General features: G+C 60.0%; 24 protein-coding genes. 11 read left to right on the top strand and 13 right to left on the bottom strand.

Going from position 1 to position 20,570, the window contains the following annotated elements; genetic code table 11:
• Positions 1-17 precede the first annotated feature (17 nt).
• Entirely contained in the window at positions 18-365 is a 348-nt protein-coding gene (locus CQ020_RS00255) for a holo-ACP synthase (protein WP_024817557.1), read from the bottom strand.
• Between the two features lie 4 nt (positions 366-369).
• Positions 370-2,253, bottom strand: a complete 1,884-nt coding sequence (gene glmS, locus CQ020_RS00260; RefSeq protein WP_105690073.1) for a glutamine--fructose-6-phosphate transaminase (isomerizing) — start codon at positions 2,251-2,253, stop codon at positions 370-372.
• Positions 2,254-2,392: 139 nt separating this feature from the next.
• On the opposite strand from glmS, the gene coaA reads away from it, so the two are divergent.
• Entirely contained in the window at positions 2,393-3,364 is a 972-nt protein-coding gene (gene coaA / locus CQ020_RS00265) for a type I pantothenate kinase (RefSeq protein ID WP_105690383.1), read from the top strand.
• Position 3,365: 1 nt separating this feature from the next.
• Entirely contained in the window at positions 3,366-4,250 is an 885-nt protein-coding gene (locus CQ020_RS00270) for a D-alanyl-D-alanine carboxypeptidase family protein (RefSeq protein ID WP_105690074.1), read from the top strand.
• Between the two features lie 70 nt (positions 4,251-4,320).
• Here CQ020_RS00270 and glmM read toward each other — a convergent pair whose 3' ends face one another.
• The 3 genes from glmM to rplM form a co-directional block, all read right to left on the bottom strand.
• Positions 4,321-5,685, bottom strand: a complete 1,365-nt coding sequence (gene glmM, locus CQ020_RS00275) for a phosphoglucosamine mutase (protein WP_105690075.1) — start codon at positions 5,683-5,685, stop codon at positions 4,321-4,323.
• Between the two features lie 153 nt (positions 5,686-5,838).
• On the bottom strand, positions 5,839-6,348 hold the full coding sequence (rpsI, locus tag CQ020_RS00280; RefSeq protein WP_024817562.1) for a 30S ribosomal protein S9: 510 nt from the start codon (positions 6,346-6,348) through the stop codon (positions 5,839-5,841).
• A 39-nt stretch (positions 6,349-6,387) separates the two neighbouring features.
• Positions 6,388-6,831 (bottom strand): 50S ribosomal protein L13, encoded by a 444-nt coding sequence (rplM, locus tag CQ020_RS00285; RefSeq protein WP_024817563.1) that lies wholly within the window; start codon positions 6,829-6,831, stop codon positions 6,388-6,390.
• Between the two features lie 287 nt (positions 6,832-7,118).
• On the opposite strand from rplM, the gene CQ020_RS00290 reads away from it, so the two are divergent.
• From CQ020_RS00290 to CQ020_RS00335, 9 genes are all read left to right on the top strand, one after another.
• Positions 7,119-7,763 (top strand): prepilin peptidase, encoded by a 645-nt coding sequence (locus CQ020_RS00290; RefSeq protein WP_105690076.1) that lies wholly within the window; start codon positions 7,119-7,121, stop codon positions 7,761-7,763.
• A 322-nt stretch (positions 7,764-8,085) separates the two neighbouring features.
• On the top strand, positions 8,086-8,289 hold the full coding sequence (locus CQ020_RS00300) for a Flp family type IVb pilin (protein WP_105690078.1): 204 nt from the start codon (positions 8,086-8,088) through the stop codon (positions 8,287-8,289).
• An 89-nt stretch (positions 8,290-8,378) separates the two neighbouring features.
• Positions 8,379-8,762, top strand: a complete 384-nt coding sequence (locus tag CQ020_RS00305; protein ID WP_105690079.1) for a TadE/TadG family type IV pilus assembly protein — start codon at positions 8,379-8,381, stop codon at positions 8,760-8,762.
• Positions 8,750-9,778 carry a pilus assembly protein TadG-related protein gene (locus CQ020_RS00310; protein WP_105690080.1) on the top strand — a complete coding sequence of 343 codons (1,029 nt, stop codon included), beginning with the start codon at positions 8,750-8,752 and terminating at the stop codon, positions 9,776-9,778. The genes CQ020_RS00305 and CQ020_RS00310 overlap by 13 nt, the downstream gene beginning before the upstream one ends.
• A 38-nt stretch (positions 9,779-9,816) precedes the next feature.
• Positions 9,817-10,584, top strand: coding sequence for a Flp pilus assembly protein CpaB (locus tag CQ020_RS00315; RefSeq protein ID WP_105690081.1), 768 nt, complete (start codon positions 9,817-9,819; stop codon positions 10,582-10,584).
• Positions 10,581-11,786 (top strand): AAA family ATPase, encoded by a 1,206-nt coding sequence (locus CQ020_RS00320; RefSeq protein ID WP_105690082.1) that lies wholly within the window; start codon positions 10,581-10,583, stop codon positions 11,784-11,786. The genes CQ020_RS00315 and CQ020_RS00320 overlap by 4 nt, the downstream gene beginning before the upstream one ends.
• Positions 11,783-13,240, top strand: a complete 1,458-nt coding sequence (locus CQ020_RS00325) for a CpaF family protein (RefSeq protein WP_181151707.1) — start codon at positions 11,783-11,785, stop codon at positions 13,238-13,240. Before CQ020_RS00320 ends, CQ020_RS00325 begins: the two co-directional genes overlap by 4 nt.
• Positions 13,237-14,190, top strand: a complete 954-nt coding sequence (locus CQ020_RS00330; protein WP_105690083.1) for a type II secretion system F family protein — start codon at positions 13,237-13,239, stop codon at positions 14,188-14,190. The genes CQ020_RS00325 and CQ020_RS00330 overlap by 4 nt, the downstream gene beginning before the upstream one ends.
• A gap of 9 nt (positions 14,191-14,199) precedes the next feature.
• Positions 14,200-15,078 (top strand): type II secretion system F family protein, encoded by an 879-nt coding sequence (locus tag CQ020_RS00335; protein ID WP_105690084.1) that lies wholly within the window; start codon positions 14,200-14,202, stop codon positions 15,076-15,078.
• 188 nt (positions 15,079-15,266) lie between these two features.
• Here CQ020_RS00335 and CQ020_RS00340 read toward each other — a convergent pair whose 3' ends face one another.
• From CQ020_RS00340 to CQ020_RS00375, 8 genes are all read right to left on the bottom strand, one after another.
• Positions 15,267-16,157, bottom strand: a complete 891-nt coding sequence (locus tag CQ020_RS00340) for a tRNA pseudouridine(38-40) synthase TruA (RefSeq protein ID WP_258141620.1) — start codon at positions 16,155-16,157, stop codon at positions 15,267-15,269.
• 32 nt (positions 16,158-16,189) lie between these two features.
• The gene (gene rplQ / locus CQ020_RS00345) at positions 16,190-16,750 is read right to left on the bottom strand and encodes a 50S ribosomal protein L17 (RefSeq protein ID WP_024817574.1); all 561 of its coding nucleotides are present in this window, start codon (positions 16,748-16,750) and stop codon (positions 16,190-16,192) included.
• Between the two features lie 66 nt (positions 16,751-16,816).
• On the bottom strand, positions 16,817-17,827 hold the full coding sequence (locus CQ020_RS00350; RefSeq protein ID WP_011775567.1) for a DNA-directed RNA polymerase subunit alpha: 1,011 nt from the start codon (positions 17,825-17,827) through the stop codon (positions 16,817-16,819).
• 149 nt (positions 17,828-17,976) lie between these two features.
• Positions 17,977-18,378, bottom strand: a complete 402-nt coding sequence (gene rpsK / locus CQ020_RS00355) for a 30S ribosomal protein S11 (RefSeq protein ID WP_014922380.1) — start codon at positions 18,376-18,378, stop codon at positions 17,977-17,979.
• Between the two features lie 51 nt (positions 18,379-18,429).
• Positions 18,430-18,807, bottom strand: a complete 378-nt coding sequence (rpsM, locus tag CQ020_RS00360) for a 30S ribosomal protein S13 (RefSeq protein ID WP_011775569.1) — start codon at positions 18,805-18,807, stop codon at positions 18,430-18,432.
• Between the two features lie 196 nt (positions 18,808-19,003).
• A complete protein-coding gene (rpmJ, locus tag CQ020_RS00365; RefSeq protein WP_011775570.1) occupies positions 19,004-19,117 on the bottom strand; it encodes a 50S ribosomal protein L36 in 114 nt (37 codons plus the stop codon).
• A gap of 72 nt (positions 19,118-19,189) precedes the next feature.
• Positions 19,190-19,411, bottom strand: coding sequence for a translation initiation factor IF-1 (infA, locus tag CQ020_RS00370; RefSeq protein ID WP_011775571.1), 222 nt, complete (start codon positions 19,409-19,411; stop codon positions 19,190-19,192).
• 195 nt (positions 19,412-19,606) lie between these two features.
• On the bottom strand, positions 19,607-20,557 hold the full coding sequence (locus CQ020_RS00375; RefSeq protein WP_181151708.1) for a P1 family peptidase: 951 nt from the start codon (positions 20,555-20,557) through the stop codon (positions 19,607-19,609).
• Between the last annotated feature and the right edge of the window lie 13 nt (positions 20,558-20,570).

Genomic DNA, 20,570 nt, shown 5'->3' on the forward strand with positions numbered 1-20,570 from the left:
TGCTGTTGAGTGTCCGTTCAGCCCTCGGCGATGACAGTCGCCGTAGCGATGCCGCCGTCATGGCTTATGGACAGGTGCCACCGTTTGACGCCCTTGGCCTCGGCAACGGCAAGTACCGTTCCCTTGACCTGGACCGTAGGACCGTTCTGGTCGAGGCCGATCCAACAGTCCTGCCAGTTCATGCCCGCGGGAGCGCCCAGTACCTTGGCCACGGCCTCTTTGGCCGCAAAACGGGCAGCCAAAGAGCGGGTGTTAAGTTCCCGCTCAGCAGGAACAAACAGGCGGTCCCGGAGGCCCGGTGTCCGTTCCAACTGCCGACCAAACCGCTCGATGTCTACGACGTCTACGCCAATGCCAACAATCATGGCGTTACTCTACGGTGACGCTCTTGGCGAGGTTACGCGGCTGATCGACGTCGTAACCCTTGGCACCGGCCAGTTCAGCAGCAAAGATCTGCAGCGGGACAGTGGTGAGCAGCGGCATCAGCAGGGTGGGGGTCTCAGGTACGTAGAAGACGTGCTCTGCGTAGTCCTTGACCGATTCGTCGCCCTCTTCAGCGATGACCAGAGTGCGGGCACCGCGTGCACGGACTTCCTGGATGTTGCTGACTACCTTGGAGTGCAGGGAGTCGCGGCCACGCGGGGACGGCACAACGACGAAGACCGGCTGGCCGTCGTCGATCAAGGCGATCGGACCGTGCTTGAGCTCGCCGGCGGCAAAGCCTTCAGCGTGAATGTAGGCGATTTCCTTGAGTTTCAAGGCGCCCTCGAGGGCTACCGGGTAACCAACGTGGCGGCCCAGGAACAGGACGGACTTCTCGTCCTTCATGCTGCGGGCCAACTCGCGCAAGGGTCCTGAGTTGTCCAGGATTTTCTGGATCTTGGCAGGGATCTTGTTAAGGTCCGCGAGGACGTCCTTGATCTGGCCGGAGAAGATGTTCCCCCGCAGCTGAGCCAAGTACAGGCCGAGCAGGTAGGCGGCAGTGATCTGCGCCAGGAACGCCTTGGTGGAAGCAACTGCGATTTCCGGACCGGCGTGCGTGTAGAGCACGGCGTCGGATTCACGCGGGATGGTGGAACCGTTGGTGTTGCAGATGGAGATGGTCTTGGCGCCCTGTTCGCGGGCGTAGCGGACGGCCATCAGCGTGTCCATGGTCTCGCCCGACTGGCTGATTGAAACCACCAGCGTGTTGGAGTCCACAATGGGATCGCGGTAGCGGAACTCGTGGGCCAGCTCCACCTCGGTGGGAATGCGGCACCAGTTTTCAATGGCGTACTTGGCTACCAGACCGGCGTAGGCTGCGGTACCGCAAGCCAGCACGATGATCTTGTCCACCTGCTTGAGGAGCTCGGGATCGATGCGGACCTCGTCCAGGGTGAGCTTGCCGTTGAGGTCCGAGCGGCCCAGGAGGGTCTGCGCTACGGCGTCCGGCTGGTCGTGGATTTCCTTCTCCATGAAGGAGCTGAAACCGCCCTTTTCGGCAGAAGCCGGATCCCAGTCAACGTGGTATTCCTTGCCCTCGGCGGGAGCACCGAAGAAGTCGGTGATCTCCACGGAGTCCGCGGTGATGGTGACAATCTGGTCCTGGCCCAGTTCCACGGCACGGCGGGTGTAGTCGATGAAGCCGGAGACGTCGGAGCCGAGGAAGTTCTCGCCGTCACCCAGGCCTACAACCAGCGGGGAGTTGCGGCGGGCAGCCACTACGACGTCGGGCTGGTCCGCGTGGACAGCGAGAAGAGTGAAAGCGCCCTCGAGTCGCTGGCAAGCAAGGCGCATCGCCTCGGTGAGGTTACCGCCGTCGCCATCGAGCTGGTTGCGGAAGATGTCACCAATGAGGGCGGCCGCAACTTCAGTGTCGGTTTCAGATTCGAACGTAACGCCCTTGCCCAGCAGTTCCTGCCTGAGCTCCGCGAAGTTTTCGATGATGCCGTTGTGAATAACCGCCAGCTTGCCGCCGTCGGAGAGGTGCGGGTGGGCGTTACGGTCGGTGGGTCCGCCGTGCGTAGCCCAACGGGTATGGCCGATGCCGGTCAGGGACTCGGGAACGGGGCTTGATTCCAGTTCCGCGATCAAGTTGCTCAGCTTGCCGGACTTTTTACGGGACGAGATGGTCCCGTCAGCTACTACTGCGACGCCGGCGGAGTCATAGCCGCGGTATTCCAGACGGCGCAGCCCTTCCACCACAACGTCAAGAGCGCTGTATCCAGCTGCCTTGCGAGACGAATTGCCAACATAGCCTACGATTCCACACATGGGTACAAGCCTAACGGCTAGTGCAAACAACTGATGTGGGACATCCCCCCTCCTGTGCCCCAGAGGACGGAATCCAGCGCTCACAATTCACCTTCCCGTCGTCGTGCATTTCCTGATCCGTCCCGCGGAGGGCAGAATCATGAGCGTGACTTTGCAACGCACCGAAGCTAATGGCGACGGCGCTTCCCCGTTTGTAGAGCTGGACCGTCAAACGTGGTCCAGGCTTGCAGCGCAGATGGAGCAGCCCCTCAACGAAGAGGACGTCTTCCGCCTCCGCGGCCTCGGAGACCCCTTGGACATGAAAGAAGTCCGGGAGGTCTACCTCCCGCTCTCACGCCTCCTCCACCTGTACGTCGAAGCCTCCCACCAGCTCCACGCGGCCACCACCACGTTCCTGGGCGAGCAAACCCAACGCACTCCGTTCGTGATCGGCGTGGCCGGATCAGTTGCTGTTGGTAAGTCCACGATCGCCCGTGTACTCCGGGAAATGCTCAGGCGGTGGCCGGGTACTCCCAACGTGGAACTCATCACCACGGATGGCTTTCTTTACCCCTTGGCCGAGCTGAAGCGCCGGCACTTGCTGGAGCGTAAAGGATTCCCCGAGTCCTACGACCGTCGCGGCCTTCTCCGCTTCGTTTCGGAAGTCAAGGGTGGTGCCGAGGAAGTCCGTGCGCCGTGGTACTCCCACGTCACCTATGACATCGTTCCGGGCAAGGAAGTTGTGGTGCGCCGGCCCGACGTCCTGATTGTGGAGGGCCTCAACGTCCTGGCCCCCGCCCGCCCCCGCATGGACGGCAAACAAGGTCTGGCCGTCAGCGATTTCTTTGACTTCTCTATCTACGTCGACGCCAAGACCTCCTACATCGAGGAGTGGTATGTGGACCGTTTCCGGAAATTGCGGACCACGGCTTTTGCCCAGCCCGAGTCCTACTTCCACCGCTACGCCACACTCTCTGACGACGACGCCGAATCCACAGCACGCGGCATTTGGAAACGCATCAACGAGCCAAACCTTGAGGAGAACGTCCTGCCTACCCGCGGGCGCGCGCAGTTAGTACTCACCAAGGACGCAGACCACTCGATCCGCCGTATGCTGCTGAGGAAGGTCTAGCGTGCCCAACAATCCTCAACCGCTCCCCAGCCGTCGGGTCTTCGCGAGCCTGCTGACCGCTGGCGCTGGAATGGCAGCCCTCGCCGCCTGCACGCCTGAAAACGCCACCCCCTCCCCCGTTGCCGCCAACGCCGCCAGCGAGGCCCCTTCAGCTTCTGCATCCCCGTCCGCCATCAACCCCAGCGCCGCGGCTACCGAGCCGACTCCCGTTGAACCTCCCTCTGTAGAACCAACGCCGAGCGCAATGCCCACCAGCACAGCCCCCTCGCAAGCCGTTGCCCCTCAGCATTCCCTGACGGATCCCACGAGCCCCTGGGTTGTAGTCAACAAGCACCGGCCTTTGGCCCCCCAGGACTTCGTGCCGGCAGATTTGGTGCAGCCCGGGGTGCGGCTGGCCGTCAGCGGCGAAGCGGCTTTGCTGAACAGCACGACGGCGGCGGCTGCTGAAAAGATGTTCGGGGCCGCGGCCGCTGAAGGCATCATCATGACGTTGGCTTCCGGCTACCGTTCCTACACCACCCAGGTGGCTACCTACGGCGGATACGTAGCCAGCACGGGTCAGGCGGCCGCTGACCGGGCATCCGCTCGCCCAGGGCACTCTGAGCATCAAACGGGCTGGTCGTTTGACATCGGCGACGGTGCGGGTGCCTGCAGTTTCCAACCCTGCTTCGCCGAGCAACCGGCCGCAGTGTGGGCCAAAGCCAATGCCCACAAGTTCGGGTTCGTGGTCCGCTACCCCTGGATGTTCCACGACACCACCGGGTACTTTTACGAGTCCTGGCACCTGCGCTACATCGGCGTCGAGGCTGCCAGTGACATGGCAACGCGAGGCATTGCGACCCTGGAAGAGTACTTCGGGCTCGAAGCAGCTCCGGACTACCTTTAGATCCTTAAACGCCAAGGCCCGCTCCCCTGCTTCTACTCAAGCAGGAGTGCGGGCCCCAAAAGCGGTTTTCCTAGACTGCCAATTCGCTGGGAGCGCCCAAACGCTCCTTGACCACGGCAGCAAGACCCTTGCAGACTCGTTCCGCCGTTTCCATGTCAGCGGCTTCCACCATGACACGCACCAGAGCCTCGGTGCCTGAAGGGCGCAGCAGCACGCGGCCGGTCTCACCCAGTTCAAGCTCGGCAGCGGCAACGGCCTCGGCGACGCCCTCGTCGGTGGCGGCCCGGGCTTTGTCGACGCCCTTGACGTTGATCATGAGCTGCGGAAGCTTGGTCATGGCACTGGACAGTTCCTTGAGGCTGCGGCCAGTCAGGGCAACCTGGGATGCAAGCTGGAGTCCGGTAAGGACGCCATCGCCCGTGGTCGCGAAGTCCGAGAAGATGACGTGGCCGGACTGTTCGCCTCCAAGGTTGTACCCGCCGGCGCGCATTTCCTCCAGGACATAACGGTCACCCACACCGGTCTCACGGATGGTGATTCCGGCATCACGGAGGGCAATCTTTAGGCCGAGATTGCTCATGACCGTGGCCACAAGGATGTTGTCCTTGAGCTTTCCTGCGTCCTTGAGGGCCAGCGCCAGGATCGCCATGATCTGGTCGCCGTCCACTTCGTTGCCTTCGTGGTCAACGGCCAGGCAGCGGTCCGCGTCACCGTCGTGAGCTACGCCAAGGTCCGCGCCGTGCTTGACCACGGCCTCCTTGAGCGGGCCCAAGTGCGTGGAGCCAACGCCCTCGTTGATATTCAGGCCGTCGGGCTCAGCCCCGATGACCACGACGTCAGCGCCGGCATCCTTGAACACCTGCGGCGAACAGCCACTCGCTGCACCATGGGCGCAGTCAAGTACTACCTTCAAGCCTTCCAAGCGCTTGGGAAGCGTCCCGAGCAGGTGCACAATGTACCTGTCCTCGGCGTCTGAGAACCGCTGGATGCGTCCGACGTCAGCCCCTACCGGGCGCTGCGGCTCTTTGCCCAGCTGTGCCTCGATGGCGTCCTCAACGTCGTCCGGAAGCTTCTGGCCGCCCCGGGCGAAGAACTTAATCCCGTTGTCCGGCGCAGGGTTATGGGAGGCAGACAGCATGACGCCAAAGTCGGCGTCGAGATCCGCCACAAGGTAGGCCGCGGCAGGGGTGGGGAGAACACCGGCGTCGTAGACGTCGATACCGGAGCTGGAAAGCCCGGCCTCAACGGCAGCGGCAAGGAACTCGCCACTGGCCCTGGGGTCCCTTGCGACGACGGCGCGCGGCCGCTTGCCATCGGTTGTGCGGTCATGGCCGAGTACGACGGCGGCTGCCTGCGCGAGCTGCATAGCCAGTTCGGCGGTGAGCAATCCGTTCGCGAGACCGCGGACGCCATCTGTTCCAAATAATCTAGACATCGGGTCAAGTTTAGACGACGCCAGGACACCGCCGGTTCAAGAGGCTTCCTGGAAGTCATTCGATGCGCCTTAACCTTGGTTCTTTAACGACGAAAGCCCGCCCCGCCGAAACGGCGGAACGGGCTTTCGATACCCCAGATGGGGTGAAGCGAATTAACGCTTGGAGTACTGCTGAGCCTTACGTGCCTTCTTGAGACCAGCCTTCTTGCGCTCGATGACGCGGGCGTCACGGCTCAAGTAACCGGCCTTCTTGAGGGTGGCGCGGTTGTTGTCGACGTCGATCTCGTTCAGCGAGCGAGCAACGCCGAGGCGCAATGCGCCGGCCTGACCGGAGATGCCACCGCCGTGGATACGGGCGATGACGTCGTAGGCGCCTTCGAGATCAAGGATCTTGAAGGGCTCGTTGACGTCCTGCTGGTGCAGCTTGTTCGGGAAGTAGTTGTCCAGCGTGCGGCCGTTGATGGTCCACTTGCCGGAGCCCGGTACAACGCGAACGCGTGCAACGGCTTCCTTGCGGCGGCCAACAGCTGCGCCGGCAACGGTAAGGGCCGGGCGCTCCTTCTTGGGAGCATCTTCGGCAGCGTTGCTGCTTTCAGAGGTGTAGCTGGTGAGTGTTTCCTCGGCCTCGACGGCTTCGGCGGTCAGTTCTTCGTTCTGAGCCACGGTTCTCCTTGTAATAAAAAGTTTAGTTGGTGGCCAGGACTACTGGGCGACCTGGGTGATTTCGAAAGTCTTCGGCTGCTGTGCAGCGTGGGGGTGCTCAGCGCCACGGTAGACCTTGAGCTTGCCCAACTGCTGTGCAGCGAGGGAGTTCTTGGGGAGCATGCCCTTGATGGCCTTCTCAACAGCGCGAACCGGGTTGGATTCCAACAGCTCGGCGTAGTTGACGGAGGTCAGGCCGCCCGGGTAACCGGAGTGGCGGTATGCGCGCTTCTGCTCCAGCTTGGCGCCGGTGAGGGCAACCTTTTCAGCGTTGATGATGATGACGAAGTCGCCCATGTCCATGTGGGACGCAAAGGTCGGCTTGTGCTTTCCGCGCAGCAGTGTTGCGGTCTGGCTGGCAAGACGACCAAGGACAACGTCGGTGGCGTCAATGACGTGCCACTGGCGGTTGATATCGCCGGGCTTCGGGGTGTACGTACGCACGGTTTTGCCTCGTTCTTGTTCTGGCGTTCATGTTTTAGGCGACACGCAATAAGGCGTGTACCTACTATGTATGCGCTACCGGAGCAGAGGTGAGGGCTCTATGTACCAGTTATCCCAAGATCCCGAAATGCCTCGGGAGTTATCGATCCTGCAACTGGATCCCCCGCAAGGCATGTGTCATCGAGATAGGACACGCACAACGACTCTAAACAATACCCTCATTGGGGCGTTCGGGTCAAAATGGGGTAACCGCCCCTCGGGGTAGCGAGTGGCAGAGAGGACAGCACATGACCAACGGTCTCGTCTTTCCGCTCCTTATCGCGCTCCTTGGCTTGCTGCTCAGCCCTGCTGTTGAGCTCGCGATCTCTCGAACGCTGCCCAGGCTCGGCAACCTTCCCGCTCAGAGGGTCCGGATCACGACGGCGGCGGTCACCGCGCTGCTGTTTGGCTTGCTCGCTTGGCGTTTTGGATTTTCTGCGGAGTTGCCGGCATTTCTTCTATTGGCACTACTCAGTGTGCAACTTTCACGGATTGATTTCACTCTCCATTTACTGCCCAACCGCCTTGTATTGCTGTTGCTGGGTGGTGGCTTAGTGCTTCTTTCCTCATCCGCAGCTCTCGCGCCGGACTGGCCGAACCTCTTCCGAGCCCTCGCCGGCGGGGCGATTCTGTTCGCTGGCTACGTCATCCTCAAACTTATTTCACCAAGAAGCCTCGGAATGGGCGATGTGAAGCTCGCAGCACCCCTCGGACTGTACCTGGGGTACCTAGGTTGGCAGCAAGTAGTCTTCGGGGGCCTACTGGGATTCGTGGTGGGCGGGGTGCTCACGGTGCTGATGTTACGCCTGCGATCCGCAGGAAGGCCTACTGAATCCGCGCACGGACCGGCCATGTTTCTTGCGACATTGGGCGTCATCCTGGCGATGAACTAGCTCAGGTTAGTACGCACCCCCTCCACCGCCGAAGGCCCCTCGATTAATAAGGCTTCTTTGCAAAGCAAGTAGTTTCCGCCCTTTTTGGCGTCGAAACTGAGTACTCCCCGCCGTCGCTGCGTGCTGGCAAGTAATGGCGGTCAATGAAATCGAGTACGACTACGCATTGTGACTTAAGCATGCCCTGGTGAATTCTTATCTCATCGAATTCGAAAGCCGCCAAGAGCAATAAGCGGCAGCCTGAATCTCGAGCGAATTCCCGTTCGCTTCTCATATCCATCATTCGCTAATTCAAGTCTTTAATTCTGGGAAGGATTTTCCAATGTCATCTCTCATGGTTTCCGTTATTTCATTCATCGCCGGCGTCAAGGACCGCTTCACCAACGAGGAGAAGGGTGCGACAGCAACGGAGTACTCACTGCTCGTGGGCCTCATCGCGCTTGCAATCGTGCTCGGCGTCACCGCATTTGGCGGAGCGTTGAATGGCTTCTTCAATGGGTTGGCCGGCACCGTCAACAGCTGGTAGTCCCTAACTCCACCAACCAGTGCCGCGTCCGCTAAGCGCGGACGCGGCACTGTCGTATATCCAACTGCCCCAACCCCTGGGAGGGTACCGTGAGGCGCAGCAAAATCAGGCCAGAGCGAGAACGCGGAGCCGTTGCAGTTGAGTTTGCCTTGGTGGCGCCTCTCCTCCTGCTGGTCCTTGTGGCCATTGTCGAATTTTCCTACTTTTTCAATCTTCAGATCTCAGTTACACAAGCAGCCCGCGAGGCAGCCAGGACAATGGCTGTCACAAACGACAGCGGGGAGGCGCAGGCCGCTGCGGTAGCGGGCGCTCCGAGCATCAATTTAGCTCCAGGGAATGTGAGCCTGTCAGGAGCCTGCAGCCCGGGCACAACAATCGAAGCAACCGTTGCGTTCAGTTCTCCCTCGCTCACAGGGCTCTTCACTCCCTCTCTTTCCGTTACAGGAAAGGGGGCCATGCGATGCGGTGGATAGAACGCAGTCTCAAAGGTGAGGACAGCCAACGAGGTGCATCCGGTGTGCTGGTTGCACTCATGATGTTGGTGCTCATTGGAGCCGGCGCCATGGCCGTGGACGTAGGTCAGATCTACGCGGAACGCGCAGAGCTCCAGAACGGTGCGGATGCGGGCGCGTTGGCCGCCGCGCAGCTGTGCGCATCAAGTGCGGGCTGCAGTCAAAGCAGCGCGAATGCTGCAGCTAAGGCCTTGGCCGACGACAACGCGAGAGATGGCATTGCCAACGTCAGATTCGTGGATCTCAGTGTCGCCAACAGGGTCACCGTCAGCACTTCAACGATTGACGGCACCAGCAACGCAGGCTTCCTCAGGAAGATGTTTGCCAGCGCTTTGAATACTGGCCCCGCAACCGTGGGTGCCCAGGCGACTGCTGCGCTGGTAGCGCCAAATGGTGGCGGTGGGTTTCCACTTGCCTTTTCTGACAAGTGTTGGGACCTGGCTGGCGGCACAACCACCGGGATTCTTCAAAAGATTTCCTGGAAACCCGGGATCACTTGCACCAACCCTTCAGGCCACACTATTCCTGGCGGCTGGGGATGGCTCAAGGACCCGGACGGGGACTGCGAAGCAGTTACGTCAGTAGGCAACGTCGCCGGTTCGGATCCAGGCAACGACAAACCCACTCAGTGCGCTGCAGTTTTGCAGGATTGGATCAGCACTCTTGATAGCGGCGAAGACCTGGAAGTTCCATTCCCGGTTTTCGATACGGCGACGGGTGTAGGGAATAACGGCACTTTTCACCTGATTGGCTACGCAACATTCAGCATCGTGGGGTGGAAATTTGGCCAAAACGGCGTCTACGAGTACCACAACACAACAGCAGCCTTGGGAAACTCCAAACTCTCGTGCTCAGGGGGATCAGATCGCTGCATTATCGGGAAATTCGTCAGGTACGTGTCAATCGACGACTTCGAAGGCGGTGGGTCCGGATCTGGTGAAAATCTCGGCACCGTCGTCGTGAAACTCATCAAATAGCGGTCTGGATTCACGACCGCACTTCGAAAGGGAAAGTCATGAAATCTCGCCTACTGGGAGGCATCGCTGCGCTGGTCGTAGCCATCATTGGAACAGTGATGCTCGTCTTCTACGTCCAAGGCGCAGACAAGCGTGCGCTGGCAAACACGGAGACCGAGGACGTCTTCGTTATTCAAAAAGAGATCCCCGCAGGCACCTCGGCCTCAGAATTCGGAGACGCAGTAAGGAAAAAGACAGTCCCCAAGTCTGCCGTCGCCAAGGACAGCGTCAACAGTCTGACTGGTCTGGAATCCAAGGTCTCGTCCATCGAATTCATGCCCGGCGAACAACTGCTTGCATCACGCTTGATCGATCCGGAGGCACTTATCGGGCGAGGCCGGGTGGAAGTACCCAGTGGCCTCCAGGAAGTCACTCTAAAGCTTCCCATTGAACGCGTCGTCGGGGGGAAATTGATAGCCGGGGACACCGTGGGCGTCATGCTGTCTGTCAAAGAACACGAGAAGTCCAATACCCCGGACCAGACTCAGTTGACGTTCCATAAAGTCCTTGTCACCGCAGTCCAGGATGCCACCGGGACGATTTCAGACGCTGGCACTTCAGATGACCAGAACAATGGCGGTGCTCTGAATGCAAATAGGAGCTCAGGGCAAAACGTTGGCTACCTAGTGACGTTGGCCCGCTCCGATGTAGACGTAGAGAAGATCGTCTACGCCGCCGAATTCGGCACAATATATCTGTCGAAGGAGCCAACCGCAGCATCTGAAGGCACTTCCGGCATTCTTGATCGGGGAAGGTTGTTCAAATGAGCCGCTTCGTGTTGATCACGTCAGACCACGACTTTGAAAAGCGGGTCCGCACCGCCACCGCTGGCTTGAGCGGAAGCCTTCAATGGTTCCAAGCAGACTACCTTCCGGAAGGTCCACGGGATGTCCTCGACCAACTCTTGGGGGAGCCACCAGAAGTCCTTATTATGGGGCCCGGGTTGGACCTCGAAGAGTCCCTGAAGCTCGCATCACTCATGGATCTGCAGTACCCCGAAATCAGTGTTGTTCTCGCTGCTACCCAAACCGCTGAACTGGTTTTGGGCGCCATGAGATCAGGGGTTCGGGATATTCTTCCGCCTACTGCAACTGTTGATGACATCCGCGTGATGGTGGAGAGGGCAAGCTTGGCAGCAGCCGGCAGGCGACGCGGGCTAGCCCCGAGTTCGGCTGAGGGGGCCGGTCAAGGATCCGGCGGCCGCGTCATCGCTGTGATGTCGCCGAAGGGCGGCGTCGGCAAAACGACTGTAGCTACCAACTTGGCCGTGGGCCTCGGGCTCGTGGCTCCGATGGGTGTAGTCATCGTCGATCTTGACTTGCAATTCGGGGACGTCGGCAGTGGGTTGCTCCTGGATCCGGGCCGAACCATCACCGACGCCGTATTGGGTCCAGCCAGCCAGGACGCTATGGTTCTCAAAACGTACCTCAGTGTCCATGCGGCCAGCATCTATGCTCTATGTGCCCCCCGAAATCCCGTCGAGATAGACAAAATCAACGCTGGCCACGTGGCGCGTCTGTTGGAACAGCTACGTCACGAGTTCCAATACGTGGTCATCGATACAGCCCCAGGGCTTGGTGAACATGTACTGGCGGCCTTGGAAAGTGCTACTGACGCTGTGTGGGTTTGCGGGATGGACATCCCGAGCATTCGTGGCCTGAGGACGGGCTTGCAAATCCTCGACGAGCTGCAGCTTCTCCCCCAGCATCGGCACGTCATTCTCAATATGGCTGACAATAAGAGCGGTTTGGCACTCAAGGACGTAGAGGCGACAATCGGCGTGCCCGTTGACATCGTCATTCCCCGTTCACGAACGCTCCCGTACTCGACGAACAAGGGTGTTCCCCTCCTGCAGGATGGCTCCCGGGATTCTGCATCCAAGGGACTCCGCCTACTCGTCAATCGGTTCAAACCGAATTGGGATGAGAAATCGCGCAAGCAGGTGCACAGAAGGGCGGTTGTCCGGTGAACCTCTCCCACAGACTCGAAAGTCATCGCAATCCAAGCAACTCCGAAGCCGGACTAACCGCCGCTCCCAAGGTTGCCGCAACGCTTGGTCATATCCAGGAAGTGCGAACGGCTGCCTATGCCAATAGCTCCACCCAAGAAGATGCAGTATCGTCAACCATTTTGGCAAGCGGTGCGCTGACAGGCCTCAAAGAGCGGGCAGCAGCCGCACTCTATGATCGTTTGGGCTCCAGGCTCACTGATTCCACCCTCGATGAGACAGAGCTCAACCAGTTCGTGCGAGACGAACTTCGCCTCGTCGTTGACGAAGAACAAGTTCCTCTCAGTACTGCCGAACGCCAGCGCCTGACATCAGAAATCCTCGATGACGTCATGGGACATGGAGCCATACAGCGATTCTTGGATGATCCTGCCGTCACAGAAGTCATGGTCAATCGCTTTGACAGCATCTATGTGGAACGTGGGGGTCGGCTCTATAAAACGGAAGCACGCTTCACGTCAGACGATGCCCTTCGACGAGTCATCGAGCGCATTGTTTCCCGGGTTGGTCGGCGCATCGATGAATCGTCACCACTTGTAGACGCCCGTTTGGCCGATGGTTCCCGCGTGAACGCAATCATCCCGCCGTTGGCGGTCAACGGCCCCTCTCTGACAATTCGTAAATTTGGACGAGAAGCATTGACCGTCGCAAAGCTTCTCGAGATGGGCAGCATGTCATCGGAGATGGCTGAGCTCCTTAGTGCTTGTGTGTTGGCCCGGATGAACATCATCGTCTCTGGCGGTACAGGCACCGGAAAGACGACACTCTTGAACGTCCTGTCTTCCTTCATTCCGGCGGAGGACAGAATCGTCACCATAGAGGACGCGGTGGAGCTTCAACTCCAGCAAGAGCACGTGGTACGACTTGAGAGCCGGCCGGCCAACATTGAAGGCCAAGGTGAGGTGACCATCCGGGATCTTGTGCGCAACTCACTTCGAATGCGGCCAGACCGGATCGTGGTCGGTGAGGTCCGCGGAGGCGAGTCCCTGGACATGTTGCAGGCCATGAACACCGGACATGATGGCTCCATTTCAACAGTCCATGCCAATTCGCCGCGCGACGCTGTAGCCAGGCTTGAAACACTGGTGCTGATGGCAGGAATGGATCTTCCGCTCCGCGCAGTCCGCGAGCAGATAGCGTCTGCGGTGAACCTCATAGTTCATATCAGCCGGCTAAGGGACGGAACTCGACGAATAACCCACATCACGGAAGTCCAGGGCATGGAAGGGGACATCGTTACCCTCCAAGACGCATTCGTCTTCGACTATTCGGCTGGCTTGGATGTAAACGGGCGCTTTCTGGGCAGGACAGTTCCAACCGGTGTCAGGCCACGGTTTACAGAACGTTTCGCTGATCTCGGCATCTCCATTTCTCCCTCCATCTTCGGCTCTCTTCTTGCCGGAGGTCCTCGATGAATGCGATCTGGGACTCACCCTTGGTGCTGGGGATTGGCTTGGTGATGCTCTACGCCTCGTTGCTGGTGATTGTCTTCGTCGTCCTGAAATCACGACGGAGTATCGATGTGGAGCGCCGTCAGCCATCGTCCCCCTCACAGCAGACAGCTCTTGCTGTACTAACGGATTCAACGAAGGGAATTATTGAGTCACGACTTGGAGTCCGGCCGAGCGGTCTGTTGTCACAAGCCACCTTGGATGCCGCCGGCCTCAAGAAGCAGCCTTCCGATTACGTTGTTATCTCAGGAGTCGTCGTCCTGAGTACTGGAGTGCTCGGCCTTTCGCTGGGCGGTCCCGTCATGGGCTTACTCTCTTCAATCCTGGCCATGGCGGGTGTCTTTGCGGCGATTCGACTGATGACCTCGCGACGTAGATCCACCTTCGAAGCACAGGTACCCGACACGCTCCAGATGCTGACCGGCGGGATGAGGGCCGGACACAGTCTCTTGAGGGCGGTGGACGCAGCGGCCCGGGAATGTGAGTCACCTATGGCGGAGGAACTGAGCAGGGTGGTCAACGAAACGAGGATCGGAAGGGACCTGGGCAGTTCGCTGAACGACGTTGCTAAAAGGACACGCAGCGAGGACTTTGACTGGATTTCCCAGGCCATAGAAATCCACAGGGAAGTGGGGGGTGATCTTGCTGAAGTGTTGGATCACGTGGGAGAAACGATTCGGGACAGAAACCAGGTCCGGCGACAAGTAAGAGCGCTGAGCGCAGAAGGGCGAATGTCAGCTTTGGTGCTCCTCGCGCTGCCTGTGGTGATGTTCTGTGCGCTGACGCTCATCAATCCAACATATGCCCACACATTTACCTCCACACTGCCGGGCTACCTGATGATTGCCGCGACGGTGGTGATGCTGGGGCTGGGCTCCTTCTGGCTCAGCCGCCTCATCAAACCCAAGTACTAGGAGTTGGCTATGAACATGTTCGCTTACGCAGCCATGCTTTGCATCGTTGCGCCAATCTCTTGGATGGTGTGGCTCGCCGTTACCAGCGATCGTGCAGGGGTTCGGAGCATCCGAGCAAACCTCACACAACAGTCGGCCACAGCGTCCGGCAAATCAGTACCGGCCGCACAGTGGATCACCATGGCCGCAAGGAGACTCACACCGGACGGGTACGTGGCGTGGCTTGACAAGCAAATTGCCGGCGCCGGTCGCCCCAAGGAATGGCCGCTCGCACGCATCCTGGTTGTGAAGCCCATGCTGGCTTTAGCTGGTGCTGGAGTCGGTGTTCTCCTGTACTTGGGTCAGCCCTCCTCGGGCAGAGTCCTGCTGGGCCTCGCCACCGTGGTTGTGGCGTATTTTGTTCCAGACCTCTTGATTCGATCGAACGCCGACAAGCGTCGAAGCGCCATTCAAATGGAGCTTCCCAACACCCTTGACCAGATGCTGATATCTGTTCAGGCTGGCTTGGGTTTCGAAGCTTCCATGGCTAGGACTGCAGCCAGTGGTTGCGGACCACTGGCTGATGAACTCACCAGGACGCTTCAGGATATTCAAGTGGGCCGAAGCCGAAAAGACGCCTATTTGGACATGTCATCCCGCATCGACGTACCCGACGTCCGTAGCTTCGTTAGGGCAATCGTCCAAGCAGATACTTACGGTATTGCGATTGCAAAGGTGCTGAAGGCGCAAGCCCAAGAGATGCGTACCAAGCGGCGCCAGAGAGCGGAAGAACACGCCATGAAGATTCCGGTCAAGATCTTGTTTCCCTTGATCTTTTGCATCTTGCCTTCGCTGTTCATCATCCTTTTGGGCCCCGCAGTGATGAGCATCATCGCAGCATTCTCATAGCAAACGGGAAGCAGCGAGCACCGAGACGTCGAGGAATCGTCCTAACCAGCACCTTTCAAGCTCCTCGAAATCAAGACCCTCCCTAGACCGGCCGTTCGCGGATCCCAGACCACGGGCGGCCACAACGGCCCCCTTCCGGTACCCAGAGCCGGGAGGGGGTCTCCCACGTCCGGCACGAAAACAGAGAGCTATTGCCGCCGCGCCCGAGTCAGCTCAGCGCGAGCCAGCACCTCGGTATCTGAGGGGTACGCGACTTCCTCCAGTACCAACGGATGCGGCGCTGAGAGCACGGACTTGGCATCACGGCGCCGTTCCAGAAGACGAGAGTACAGCCATGCCGGGGTTTCCAAACTCTCCCCTACGCGCAGGGTGGAACCAACCAAGGACCGCACCATGTTGTGGCAGAAAGCGTCAGCCTGAACGGTGGCAACAATGACCCCATCACTGGCACGCGCGAAGGAGAACTTCTGCAGCTCGCGAATGGTGGTGGCACCCTCACGCGGCTTGCAGTAGGACCGGAAATCCTGCAGCCCCAGCAGAGCCGAAGCGCCCTCATTCATCAGAGACACGTCCAAGGACGACTTGTGCCACAACGTGATGCCGCGCAACACCGGGTCCCAGCGTTCCGGCCCGTCGGCAATCCGGTAACTGTACCTGCGCCACAGCGCTGAAAAACGGGCGTCGAAACCTTCCGGCGCCAGGCCGGCGTCGTGCACTTCCACAGCTCCTGTAAGGTCACCGAGGATGCGGCTCAAAGCGCCGCGGAGCCGCCGAAGAAGTGCGACGCCGGGATCTAGTTCGTGCCCACGTGGCATTGACAGCCACTCGGCCTCGGTCAGGTCCACGTGGACCACCTGGCCCCGGGCGTGGACACCGGCGTCCGTCCGGCCAGCAACCGTGACACGTACATGCCGCTGCAAAAGGAGCGCCAAAGCCTCTTCAAGGGTCCCTTGCACAGTCCTAAGGCCCGGCTGCAGGGCCCACCCATTGAAAGGGCCACCGTCGTAGGAAAGATCAAGCCGGACACGCAAAAACCCGCCGCCCCCCATAACGGGGGCAGCGGGTTTTCGTTCGTTCATAGACTTAAGTCTACTGTGAAGAATTCAGTGAATTACTTCTTGTCCTCAGCGGCCGGAGCCTCTTCGGTCTCAGCAGCTTCAGCTTCAGCAGCTTCTGCCTCAGCGGCCGGAGCCTCTTCGGTCTCAGCAGCTTCGGTCTCTACGGCTTCGGTCTCAACGACCTCTTCCTCGGCAGCCGGAGCAGCCTTCGCAGCGGCAGCGGTTGCTTCAGCAACAACGGCCTGCTTCGGGGAAACCGGCTCGAGAACGAGCTCGATGACAGCCATGGGAGCGTTGTCGCCCTTGCGGTTGCCGATCTTGGTGATGCGGGTGTAGCCACCATCGCGGTTAGCAACGGCGCCGGCGATGTCGGTGAACAGCTCGTGGACAACGCCCTTGTCGCTGATCAGGCCGAGAACGCGGCGGCGCGAAGCGAGGTCGCCACGCTTGGCGAAGGTGACCAGACGCTCTGCGTACGGCTTGAGGCGCTTGGCCTTGGTGACCGTGGTGGTGATGCGCTTGTGCTCAAAGAGAGCAGCTGCCAGGTTCGCGAGCATCAGGCGCTCGTGAGCCGGGCCGCCTCCGAGGCGCGGACCCTTAGTGGGGGTAGGCATAGTTATTTCTCCTGTTATGTAAGCCGGTCAGGTCCATCGCTGGACCCGGCGGCCAAGATCTGCTGTTTAGAGCTCGTCGTCGCTGAACGCGGCGTCGTCCTCTTCGATGGCTGCGGCGCGGGCTGCGAGATCGAAACCGGGAGGGGAGTCCTTGAGGGACAGACCCAGTTCGACGAGCTTTGCCTTGACCTCGTCAATGGACTTCGCACCGAAGTTACGAATGTCCATCAGGTCAGCCTCGGAGCGGGCAACGAGTTCACCCACTGTGTGGATGCCCTCACGCTTGAGGCAGTTGTAGGAACGGACGGTGAGGTCCAGATCCTCGATCGGCAGAGCCATGTCAGCTGCCAGGGCAGCGTCCGTCGGCGACGGGCCAATCTCGATACCTTCAGCTGCGGTGTTCAGCTCACGAGCCAGACCGAACAGTTCCACCAAGGTGGTGCCTGCGGAAGCAACAGCATCGCGCGGGGCGATGGCCTGCTTGGTCTCGACGTCGACAATGAGCTTGTCGAAGTCGGTGCGCTGCTCAACACGGGTAGCTTCCACGCGGAAAGTTACCTTCATGACCGGCGAGTAGATCGAGTCGACCGGAATGCGGCCGATCTCGGAATCGCCGGACTTGTTCTGAGCTGCCGAAACGTAGCCACGGCCGCGCTCGATGGTCAGTTCGAGTTCGAACTTGCCCTTCGAGTTCAGAGTGGCAATGTGCAGATCCGGGTTGTGGAATTCGACGCCGGCCGGCGGTGCGATGTCCGCGGCGGTGACGACTCCGGGGCCCTGCTTGCGCAGGTAAGCAACAACCGGCTCATCGTGCTCGGAGGAAACCGAAAGGTTCTTGATGTTCAGGATGATCTCGGTGACATCTTCCTTGACACCCGGAACCGTGGTGAACTCGTGCAGCACGCCATCGATCCGGATGCTGGTTACAGCGGCACCGGGGATGGAGGAGAGCAGGGTACGGCGGAGGGAGTTTCCGAGGGTGTAGCCGAAGCCCGGCTCCAGCGGTTCAATGATGAAACGGGAGCGGTTCTCGGATACAACTTCTTCAGACAGGGTGGGGCGCTGTGCAATGAGCACTTAGGTTTCCTTTCGGCGAGCATCCGCTATATGACGCAACACAGGTGGTGGAAATCGGCTTCGGTTTCCAGCCTGACCAGCCGGGCCATGCTGATGGATGATCGAAACCATCCATAGCAGGCCCGGCCGGTCAGGCGGGGAAGACCTAATTAGACGCGGCGGCGCTTCGGCGGGCGGCAACCGTTGTGGGCGCTGGGGGTGACGTCCTGGATTGAGCCAACCTCGAGGCCAGCGGCCTGAAGCGAACGGATTGCGGTTTCGCGTCCGGATCCCGGGCCCTTGACGAATACGTCAACCTTGCGCAGACCGTGCTCCTGAGCGCGCTTTGCAGCAGCTTCGGCAGCCATCTGGGCAGCGAACGGGGTGGACTTACGGGAGCCCTTGAAGCCAACCTCACCGGCGGAAGCCCATGAGATTACAGCACCGTTCGGGTCCGTGATGGACACGATGGTGTTGTTAAAGGTGCTCTTGATGTGCGCCTGGCCAAGCGCAATATTCTTCTTATCCTTGCGACGCGGCTTACGAACCGCTCCACGAGTCTTCGGGGGCATTGTTTCTCCTACAGAAAGTTATCGGGGGAAAACCGGATCAATCCCGAGGGATTAACGTCCGGCCTTCTTCTTGCCAGCGACGGTGCGCTTCGGGCCCTTACGGGTACGAGCGTTGGTCTTCGTACGCTGTCCGCGTACGGGCAGGCCCTTGCGGTGGCGCAGGCCTTCGTAGCTGCCGATCTCTACCTTGCGGCGGATGTCAGCGGCTACCTCGCGGCGAAGGTCACCCTCAACCTTGTAGTTGCCTTCAATGTAGTCACGCAGCTGGACCAGCTCGGCGTCAGTCAGGTCCTTGACGCGAACGTCAGCGCTGATGCCGGTGGCAGCCAGGGTTTCGTGTGCACGGGTCTTGCCCACGCCGTAGATGTAAGTAAGCGCAATTTCCAACCGCTTTTCGCGGGGAATGTCTACGCCAGCGAGACGAGCCATATTGGCAGTACTCCTTGAATAAACCGGAGGTCGTAGGCAGTACACCCACACGTTCAGTGTGGCCCCAGCCTCCGACCGGGGGTTCGCTGACCAGGCTCTGTAATGCAGTCCTGGCACAGCTTGTGCTGCCTTTATTTACTTGCGTGGGCTAGCAGCCCAGGTTTGTCCTTGCGGACACTGATTCCCGAAAGGGGAATTAGCCCTGGCGCTGCTTGTGGCGCGGGTTCTCGCAGATCACCATGACCCGGCCGTTACGGCGGATCACTTTGCACTTGTCGCAGATCTGCTTGACGCTCGGCTTGACCTTCATGGCGTTCCTTTGCGTGTTTTGCAGTTGATCTGCTGGAGCGGCTTAGGCACTATTGCCTTGCCGCCCAGCAATTTACTTGTAGCGGTAGACGATACGACCACGTGTGAGGTCGTATGGGCTCAGCTCAACCACTACCCGGTCCTCGGGGAGGATTCGAATGTAGTGCTGTCGCATCTTCCCAGAGATGTGTGCGAGAACGACGTGCTTATTGGTGAGCTCAACACGAAACATCGCATTGGGCAGCGCCTCAGTCACAACGCCCTCGATCTCAATGACCCCGTCCTTCTTGGCCATATCCTCCGCTAACTGTTGTTTGCCACCGTCCTTCAGTTAGGCACCGAAGATCCAGCGGACGTTTTTTGTTTGCTTGGCCCTCTTGGAACCACGACACTAAAAAGGGCGTGGCTGCACAGACAACCAACAAATAACTCTACGCCAATGAGGCCGGAAAGTTAAATCCGTCAATGGTAGCGCACCTGTCTCCAGCCGTCACTCCCCCGCTGGACGATAAGCCGGGAAGTCTCCCGCCGCCGTCGAGACGCTTTCCGCCGACAGGACACCATCCAGAATGGCTAGTCGTACAGCTTCCGCTGCGGCGCTTTGGAGTGTTATCAGCGAGACCTGGCGCGCCTGTTCGGTACTGCGGTCAAGCTCGACGGCGCCGGTCGCCAAAGCGAACACGGTGTCGCCGTCCGCCAAAGTATGGGACGGATCCAAAGCCCGGGCCAACCCCGCGTGCCCGGCACTGGCAGTCCGCTTGCACTCGGCCACATCCAGCACTGCATTCGTCGCGATCACAACCAGCGTCGTATTGAGCCCCTCGGGCGGAGCGGCCCGGTCCGCCGAAGGTCGCGCCGCCGCTCCGCTGAACAACGGTGACCCGAGAGCATTCACCACGGCAATGGCCCCCACAATCACCCCGCCATCAAGCGTGATCGACGAAGTGCCAATCCCACCCTTGAACTGTCCTCGCGCAACAACGGCCCCAGTCCCGGCACCAAGGTTTCCGCGTCCGACGGCGGCATGGTCGCCTGAGGCGAAAGCTGCAGCAGCAGCCTGGTACCCCATGTCGGCGTCGGGGCGGGCTTTCACGTCGCCACCCCGCCCGAGGTCGAAGATGGCGGCCGCCGGAACAATGGGCACCACAGTCCCCGGAACAGCAAAACCTCTCCCCTGTTCCTCGCACCACAACTGAGCGCCCGACGCCGACGCCAACCCAAAGGCACTGCCCCCAGTCAAGACCACCGCATCCACGGTGGAAACCAACGTTGTGGGATCCAGGGCGTCAGTCTCATGCGTACCAGGACCTCCCCCGCGCACGTCCACAGACCCCACGGTCCCCACGGGTGGAAGCACCACAGTCACTCCGGACAACCACCCCTCCCCCATCCTCTGCACATGCCCAACCCGTACCCCGGCAACATCGGTGATCGAATTCATGGCTCCATTCTCC

The organism is Arthrobacter sp. MYb23 (genome assembly GCF_002979775.1).
GTDB lineage: Bacteria > Actinomycetota > Actinomycetes > Actinomycetales > Micrococcaceae > Arthrobacter.